Annotated in this window: 8 protein-coding genes; 1 reads left to right on the top strand and 7 read right to left on the bottom strand. The window is 58.8% G+C overall.

Going from position 1 to position 6,048, the window contains the following annotated elements; translation table 11 throughout:
* Positions 1 to 1,420 precede the first annotated feature (1,420 nt).
* From AAGA68_22390 to AAGA68_22360, 7 genes are all read right to left on the bottom strand, one after another.
* Positions 1,421 to 1,972: a cysteine hydrolase gene (locus AAGA68_22390; protein ID MEM9387819.1), complete on the bottom strand. Its 552-nt coding sequence runs from the start codon at positions 1,970 to 1,972 to the stop codon at positions 1,421 to 1,423.
* A 35-nt stretch (positions 1,973 to 2,007) separates the two neighbouring features.
* The gene (locus tag AAGA68_22385; protein ID MEM9387818.1) at positions 2,008 to 2,370 is read right to left on the bottom strand and encodes a VOC family protein; all 363 of its coding nucleotides are present in this window, start codon (positions 2,368 to 2,370) and stop codon (positions 2,008 to 2,010) included.
* A 213-nt stretch (positions 2,371 to 2,583) separates the two neighbouring features.
* A complete protein-coding gene (locus AAGA68_22380; protein ID MEM9387817.1) occupies positions 2,584 to 3,012 on the bottom strand; it encodes a hypothetical protein in 429 nt (142 codons plus the stop codon).
* A gap of 140 nt (positions 3,013 to 3,152) precedes the next feature.
* Positions 3,153 to 3,542 (bottom strand): type II secretion system protein GspG, encoded by a 390-nt coding sequence (locus AAGA68_22375; protein ID MEM9387816.1) that lies wholly within the window; start codon positions 3,540 to 3,542, stop codon positions 3,153 to 3,155.
* Between the two features lie 139 nt (positions 3,543 to 3,681).
* Positions 3,682 to 3,987, bottom strand: a complete 306-nt coding sequence (locus AAGA68_22370) for a hypothetical protein (GenBank protein MEM9387815.1) — start codon at positions 3,985 to 3,987, stop codon at positions 3,682 to 3,684.
* Positions 3,988 to 4,376: 389 nt separating this feature from the next.
* Positions 4,377 to 4,790, bottom strand: a complete 414-nt coding sequence (locus tag AAGA68_22365; GenBank protein ID MEM9387814.1) for a hypothetical protein — start codon at positions 4,788 to 4,790, stop codon at positions 4,377 to 4,379.
* Positions 4,791 to 4,899: 109 nt separating this feature from the next.
* A complete protein-coding gene (locus tag AAGA68_22360) occupies positions 4,900 to 5,421 on the bottom strand; it encodes a hypothetical protein (protein ID MEM9387813.1) in 522 nt (173 codons plus the stop codon).
* A gap of 185 nt (positions 5,422 to 5,606) precedes the next feature.
* Here AAGA68_22360 and AAGA68_22355 point away from each other — a divergent pair, with 185 nt between their 5' ends.
* A complete protein-coding gene (locus AAGA68_22355; protein MEM9387812.1) occupies positions 5,607 to 6,029 on the top strand; it encodes a hypothetical protein in 423 nt (140 codons plus the stop codon).
* Positions 6,030 to 6,048 lie beyond the last annotated feature (19 nt).

Below are 6,048 nucleotides of genomic sequence, written 5' to 3'. Positions count from 1 at the left end.
TTTTGTTTCGAATGATCCTCTGTGTAGACTCAATCACGAGGGTTATCTCCATGGTTTTGATTGAAAGTTCGCACTTCCATCAAAGTCGATAACCCTCACTTTTTTCAAGTCAGGTGTCAGATCAAGTCGGAACTAGCACACCTCAACCAGGCAACTGCAGAACAGTGGTCCCCAGATCTTGTGGCGGAACTCAGTCAACTCCTCGCGCGATTAAATGATGATCCGTGATGAAAACGGTAACGTTCCTCATCGCTCATCCGCTGAGCGTTGGGCTCGATCTTGTAGAGCAGCCCCATCCCACTGGGTCCAATTCACCAACCCACCAAGCTCAACCGACGCCGCCGAAGAGCCTCGGATACAGGGTGCCGCCGGAATGCCGTGCAATCCGACTGCTGTCGCTCTTCGCCTCGATCCTAAGCGTAACGGCAATACCTAAGTCCTCTCACCCGCTCTCGGTCAAGAGACCCATTTCGATATCCGATCAACGACCCGCAGTGCTTCGCCTGGACTACCTTCCACGACGTACTCCACTTCTCCGGCGCACAGCGAACCACAGTGGTACGCGTACGTTAAAATGAACCGCCCCGAGTCAATCTCCCGCACCCGATTGATCAGCAATGTCAACCGTGTCTTGCGCTTGCAACGCACAGTGTGTCCGATCGACCGCAGCTGCCTGCGCAGCCCCGTGCTGGACTTCCGGCCCAACACCCAGAGGCAGTATGGTTCCGGGCCACTATGCGCCTCACTCAATACAGCGACAACGAGCTCACGAAGAGGCCTTGACAGGGCTTGCGCTGCTAGCCGTTCCGAGTCCATGTGTTCCTGTAGATAGGCGTCAAGCTCCTGCTCGGACCCAAAGTCCTTGCACTCCCCAGGATCGTGCGGATCACACCATCGAACCGCTGCTTCCGCAGCCCCCGACGTAATCGACAGCATCAGAGCAACTCTGACGACTAGCGCGAGTCGCATTCCGGCCGCCTCTCGCTGAGCTGTGGGCGCTTGACGCTAGGGGCGCGTAGGCGTGGCCACCGTCGTGGCAGGGTCCAGTCACTGCGGCACTCCTCGCCACGCGGTACCCCCTCTGGCTTCCGAAGCGAACAGGAGCGCCGCTCTAGTCTCCAACAGCAAGTGTCCACCTAGTCGACTCCCCCGCGACTTCCAGTATGGTGATAGCTTCTCTGCCAACGCAGCAGGCCTGCTGGCCCTGCTTGCTCCCAGTGAACAAGCACCCCTCTGCGATCTCGATAGTCGCAACCAGCTTCGCTGGTGCATCCAACCAAACAGATCAAGAGCCACGTGCGGGCGCGCGACTACCGATTAGAGCTAACAGATGCTTGCCTAACAGGGATTGGCTTGCCGCCTCCACCTTCGATGAGCTGCGCTCGAAGGCGACCAGCCGGAGCGGGCGAAGAGAGAGCTCTCAAGCGTCATTCGCCAGCAGGCTTCGCACATGCTCATTGCTCAACCCCGCACCGAGCTTCCCATTCATATAGCGCCACGATACGTCATGGTGTTCCGCGTCATGAGAATCGATGCACTCCCTGGCCAGGACGATCTGGTAGTCTCGCTGATAGGCATCGACGACTGTGCTACGGATGCATGCGTGGGTATTAATGCCGGCGATCAGCAATCTGTTGGGACGCAGGCTACCGAGAAGTGCGTCAAGCCTGGTACCGTAGAACGCGCTGTATCGCTTCTTCACTACGATAGCATCACCATCCTCGGGCTTAAGCTCCGCCAGCAGCGCCGCACCCGGCGTGCCCATCACCACAATGGGGGTGCCCTTGGCGCGAAGGTCTAGTGGGGCGTCATGCAGATCGGCAGCGAACTCCTGCTTTACCCAAATCACTTGGCATTCAGCGGCCCGACAGATCCCCGCCAGCTCGTTTGTACGTTGAGTGAGCATCGACCGATGGTTTGCAAGCCGTTCATGCAGGAAGAAGTCCTCTTGCATGTCGACAACTAGAAGCACGCTGGCCAACACTAAGTCCTCGGATAGGGGAGCGCCTAGGCTTTGTGACACACCACTTCAATGTTGTGGCCATCTGGCCCGATAACAAACGCTGCGTAGTAAGTTCCACTATACTGCGTACGGATGCCCGGCGCGCCATTATCCTTTGCTCCGGCTTCCAGAGATGCCCGATAAAATTCATCAACTTGCTCGCGGTTTTGTGCAATGAACGCTAGATGAAGGTGTGTTGGTGTTTCCTCGGCCCGACGGATACACAGCGACGACTTGCCATCAGAGCTAAGCTCAATCCCGAGCGCCCCCTCGGAAACGACTTCTATGCCGATTGGCTCTAAGGCTCTTAGGAAAAACGCTTTACTCGCCTCATAGTCGGCCGTGCTAATGACCACGTGATCAAACACACTCACTCCAAGGATGCATGACAAACTCCACGGCTGATCCACGCACCTAGAGGCAACTGGATTCTCTTCCCGCGGCTCGCGCCAGAACGTGGTGGCGCTGCTCGAATGCTATGCGATCTTACTGTTGCACCTCACACCTGAGACTGCTGGGCAGCACTCGATACCGCTCCGCTTCCAATCGCTGGAAGCCACATCCGGGGTAATACCGAACCCTTACGCTGCCACCAACTGACACGCTTCAGAGCGCTCCGCCGCGTCTGCCAACCGACTCATCGAGCGACCTTCAAACGCAGCATTGGCATCCGCGCGAGAGTCAAGGCGCTCCCGAAAGAGGGAGAGCAGCTCTCGTTCGCTCCCACCGTGCTGACTGTGCACCTCGAAAACCGACATCAGCACGCACGTTGTCGTCTGGACAGTGAATCCCGCGACAGCATCGCTCGCCGCGGCCGGATCTAGTCCGCTCGACACCAGAGCGTTCACCCTAGCCCCCATCGGATCGTGCGTCGGGGGATCCAAGTTGCTCGCTAACACAGGCTCGCTTAGGAGTCGAGCAAGGGCATCGATGCCGCGATTTTCCCCTGCCGCTGCCACGAACGGCACGAGCCAAGGTGGCGGGAGGATCTTCATACGATGGTACTTCATGCGAACCCCGCAAATGATCATCTAGTCGAGCCGTCTAAGGTCTATGCACAGCGGCGCTTGAGGTGACACTCGGGGTGGCTACCGGGTCACGTGGCCATTGCTGCTCGTGCCTAGGTGCATCGCGGCGAACATACCCCCACCTAGAACTTCCACCACGGCTTGCGAGGGCAGTTCCCTCCCCGACTCCAGTTACCAAAGTCCTTGGCACACCCTTCGCCTCCGGGTTGGCGGTCGGAACCATTACTCCAAACGTAAAAATCCAGCTCGACATCGCACCCCTTCGGCCGTTCCAGGGAATACTCGTATGGCGCTCCCCACGGATCCAATGGCAGGCGCGCTACGTACGGGCGAATCGTCCCCTCAGGCGGCTCCACGAGCTCTCGCAAGTCCGCCGGGAACCTCCCATGGTCAATGATGAACAGGTTCACCGCGGATGCCAACGCATACACCTCTGCCTTGACGCTGATGACCCGTGAATCCGCCGCCAAGGCATTGGGGAGTAGCAGCGCAGCCAAGGTCACCAACGACACGAATCCCACCCTACAATGGGGCACAGTACGCATATCCTGCTATGACACCTAACACCTGCGATTGCGCCCGGCGCGCCGATCAACGAGACGACACGATACACTGTGCATCGGCTCGATCCGCTTTGTGTGTTCAGTAGTGCTAAACACGATCGCTACCCTCTCCAAAGCTCTCGCAAAGACTGTCCAGAAATGCCTCAACACCGCCGCGATCCTCAATCAGACGCTCAAAGTCGCTCCAGTCGGTGAAGGTCATATTGGGCACCCGCTGCTCAAGCACCCAAGCGCGAAGCTCCTCCCACTCGGCAACGCCAATGATCTCGGCGATTCGATCAACCTGAGTTCGCGTTTCTTCCGCCAACCGTTCCTGATGAGATTCGATCGCACGGGCCAGCCCCGGTACCGTTCGGTGTTCTTCCCGCCGCCGAGCGATGTCAGCCCAACCCATCGAATCGAATGCATCAACAGCCGCAACTGCGACGGACGCGTAGGCTTCTAGCTTAGGCAGCGAGCTCTCGGATACCCCGAAGCGCGCGACCCGCGCCAATACGTCAAACTCACTCCCGCAGCGAGTCAAGTCCCTGAGTATGCTGAACACCGCACGATGCAGTATTGCCTCGGGACTGTCTGCTCCGCTAATGACTCTCAGGTATTGGGGAACTTCGGTCACCCTCAGCCCCGACGCTCGAAGAGCTGAGTAGCTACTCGAGTCATAACAAGCCGCCTAACCGCACAAGTTCTGCTGCGCTTGACGCTGACGCCGCGCCAGCGGCAGCCGGCGTGGTAACAGGGTCAAGCGACTGCAGCAATGATGGTTGGGCGGCGCCTGCGGCGAGGTCAACGGACCAAACTCCAGGAGCGAGGGTGCCTCGCCCCAAACCGCGTACCGACCACCGCACCGATGTACACACAGATGAGCGAGGCTCCGAAGGGCCATATGTTTCTCGCCACAAGCTCTCTCATCTCAACGGGGTCCCCCGGACCAGCGATCGAATGCAGCAATCCGAAGATCACAACGTAGATCAGAGTGTCCACAGCCAGCGCCACCACGGGAAAACCCTTTCCACCAATGAATCCCCCAAGCAGGCCACTGACGAAAGCCGTCAGCGCGGCCCAGGTCACGGCTGCGGGTCCTCCGTAGAAGAACAACGCCGGGTCTACAGTCCACTTCGGACGAGGCATAAGACCAAGCAGCGCCGAAGCCAGAAACATCGCCCCGAGCCCACGCAATAGCCGTTGAAACTCGTTCATCTCGTCTCCGTGACGCCTAACACCTACGGTGAGCTGCACTTGACCGCGACCGCCCGGAGGGGTAGCGAAGGGATAGAGCTGTCAAGTGTCGAACTCAACCGCTCATTTGTTAGGCGTCATCTTCGCTCCCTAGCTGGAACAGCGCTTGCTTCTCCCACCGCAGCTGCCCCAACTCGGAGCGACTACAGAACTCATCTGGGGATCGGAGCATCGCCGACCCCGGCCTATGCTCCCCTACATACCAGAGCGCACCACTGGCCAAGCCGAACAGGAGGTGCACCCCCTCAAGCGTATTCCCCTTATCGTCGCTGATCTGCGGCAGCTTCACGAGCAAATACGGAGGCAGAACGCGGTTAGTCTCCGCTACCAAAGCCTCGATGCTCCATTGCACGCCACGGGGGAGAGCGAAGAGCCGCGAGATGCAGACAGGCAATTCGTTGCGGCGTCCAGAAAGCGTTACCGCGACCTTCGGGTAAGGGGAGTCCCCTGACGGTGAAACATCAAGACTCGCTGGTCGATACTGGATTGGCAGATCCGGGAGCACCGCCGTCAGATCGATTTCGTCGGCGCCTCCCTGAGCGGCGGCGAGGAAAAAAGCAACAGCCAAGAGGAAAGCAACGCGAAATTTCATAAGAAGCCGCCTATCGACGATGCACAGTGGCGCTTGAAGCCGACGCCGCGTCGGCGGGAGCCGCCGTGGTGACGGGGTCCAGCAACCACTGCTGTGATGGAATGGACTCCTCCCACCGATTTTCGGCATCAATGTGCCAAGCTAGTGCTGTTGAATTCACGAGCTGTACGCCAGGAGGAGCCCAAGTGCAGAAGCTTACGACGATCGCCGTAGACACCGCAAAGCTCGTATTCGAAATCGTCATCGATACAAAGCCAAAGCGCAGGTCGATGCGCCTGTCTCGGGATGAATTCCAGTCGTTCATCGTCTCTCATGAGAGGTCCCGCTTCGTCCTCGAAGCCTGTGGCGGCGCGCACCACTGGGCGCGCCTGATGGCCGCGCACGGCCACAACGTTCGGATGCTCCCCGCCCTCTACATCCGTCCCTATCGGCGCCGCAACAAAGCCGATCGTGCCGATTGCCTAGCGATGCTCGAAGCCGATAAGAATGCAGCGATCCTGTCCGTCCCGACTAAGCCGGTCGACGCACAAGCGTTACAAGCACTTCACCGCGCCGATTCCAATATCTACGACTCCGCACGCACAAACCGAGTACCGTCACAACGGTAACGCACCAGAACATGTTCCT

The organism is Pseudomonadota bacterium (assembly GCA_039193195.1).
Taxonomy (GTDB): Bacteria; Pseudomonadota; Gammaproteobacteria; order Steroidobacterales; family JBCBZW01; genus JBCBZW01.
This window is presented reverse-complemented; position numbering and strand designations above follow the sequence as displayed.

Bases quoted from the DNA above. Each gene is read 5' to 3' on its own strand.
- AAGA68_22360 (MEM9387813.1), bottom strand. From the start codon at position 5,421: ATGAAATTTCGCGTTGCTTTCCTCTTGGCTGTTGCTTTTTTCCTCGCC.
- AAGA68_22365 (MEM9387814.1), bottom strand. From the start codon at position 4,790: ATGAACGAGTTTCAACGGCTATTGCGTGGGCTCGGGGCGATGTTTCTG.
- AAGA68_22380 (MEM9387817.1), bottom strand. From the start codon at position 3,012: ATGAAGTACCATCGTATGAAGATCCTCCCGCCACCTTGGCTCGTGCCG.
- AAGA68_22370 (MEM9387815.1), bottom strand. From the start codon at position 3,987: ATGGGTTGGGCTGACATCGCTCGGCGGCGGGAAGAACACCGAACGGTA.